We start from the raw sequence: 1,815 nt of genomic DNA on the forward strand, positions 1-1,815 counted from the left end.
AAGATATCAGCGTACTATGTCAAGTAGAATTTTTAGGTTTCTGGGTAACCCAAACACACCTAACCACCCAGATTTTCAAAAAAGTTAGCAACTGACAGAGAAGCGATGCTTGAAACCGGCCTTTCTCGGACTTGAAAGGAAATAGCCTCGTTTTTTCAATCCTGCGATGCAATCTGGCTGAGTGCAGAGTATACGCTAACGTACAATTCGCATTCACAGGGCGAGGTGGATAAAGCTGACATACGAGATCCAAGGTCTCCAAGAAAGTGATCCGATCTTCCCTCAGTCCCAGAAAGACCGGTTCCAAGATCTTGCTTAGTTAGGCCACCGCTAGTGTCGGCATAACGCAATTGAAGTTCAACTTCTTATTGACCTCATCAAGGATGTGATAATCAGAGCACTGCGATTGAAACGGTAAACGGTCTCGCAGCATGGCGAAAGCGACTTTGAGCATCTTATTACCCATTGCAACAAAGATGGCTCGTTCATGTTTTCCTTTTTCCTTCAGACGATCATAGAAAGGCTTAAGGTCCTTATTATGCATGCAGAGACTCTTACCTGCTAGATATACCGCATAACGAAGGTGATCGTTTCCCTGTTTGGAAATCTTGCGGTAGGAGCCTTTGCCGCCACCTGTTTGCTTAACAATGGGGTTTGTGCCAGCTTTCTTAATTAACTGGTTTGCGTTCGAGTACTGAGATACATCGCCGATTTCAGCATAAAGCTCAGCCGCGGTAGTCACTCCTAAGCCCGGGACGGTAAGAAGCAGTCGTCCGTCTGTCTGAAGGAGAAGGTTCTCGATCTCTTGTTCCAAAACATTAATTTTGGCATCAAATGTTCGTAAGTCACGTAGCTTCATTTTCAGTAACATAAGCTCAGGCCGAAGTTCCTGTAAGTTTCTCGATAACGCTTGTTCAGCGACGTGCAAGAGCTTCTGGATGGTGGTGTTTCGCAATTTGAGATTATGCTGAATCGAGAGCTTCCGTAGCCCGGTCTCCCCTAGTTTCAGGACAGCAGCGGGGTGTGGATAATGCTCCATGAAGAAGAGCGAGGCTTTCCCCCAGAAGTCACTGAATACTTTGATTTTTCGAGCTCTACCGGCTGAATAATCTGCATATCCTTGGTACTCGCGCCAGATGAGGTCCATAAGTGCTCGAATCTCTGTACGCAAGGAAGCACGCTTCCGTGTCTCTGAGCGCCGTGCTCGAGTCAAGACATGGAGCTGACGCTGTACGCCATTCAAAAGCTGGTTTTCAGTGGCTTTGTTGCTTTTGATGGCATGGGCGATGGCCACAAGATCAAGATCATCTGTTTTGCACCAATTCAGTGCGCCGGCGCGTTCCTCGAAGGTGGTATACGGATTCAAGATCTGAACGTGGTACCCTCGTTTCGCCATCTCGCGGACGATGTCTTCATAGTAATGGCCTGTTGCCTCAATACCCAGGAACAAGCGAACAGCTTCTGTGGCTGTAACCGCTTGATTAATCTTCTTGCAAAGTAGCTCCATACCAGAATTATTCGCTGAGAAAAAGAAGGGTTTTTCAATGATGTCGCCGAAATAATTGCATATTAAGGCTTTTTGGTGGAGCTTGGCCGCATCGATTGCAACGATGAGGACTTGCTCCAGGTTAACGCCCCTTAGCTGTTGACTGAACTTAGTTCCCTTACGGCCTTGAATGTGCGAGGATTTCCCCATGCGACTTTAACCTCCTGTGGTTGGTAGGTAAGATTGAAGCTTCCCTGTCAGGTGCTTCTTTCTTCGATAGTCGCTGGGGATTTCCTCTTTATATTTTGATTATATTACACGCCAGAAAG

Annotated in this window: 1 protein-coding gene; it reads right to left on the minus strand. The window is 46.8% G+C overall.

Annotation, left to right across the window (positions count from 1 at the left end; translation table 11 throughout):
- Window positions 1-319: 319 nt before the first annotated feature.
- Window positions 320-1,696 carry an IS110 family RNA-guided transposase gene (locus tag RW092_RS04660; RefSeq protein ID WP_260072012.1) on the minus strand — a complete coding sequence of 459 codons (1,377 nt, stop codon included), beginning with the start codon at window positions 1,694-1,696 and terminating at the stop codon, window positions 320-322.
- Window positions 1,697-1,815 lie beyond the last annotated feature (119 nt).

Origin of the sequence: Paenibacillus sp. 3LSP (genome assembly GCF_032465655.1) — a bacterium.
Lineage (GTDB): Bacteria > Bacillota > Bacilli > Paenibacillales > Paenibacillaceae > Fontibacillus > Fontibacillus barengoltzii.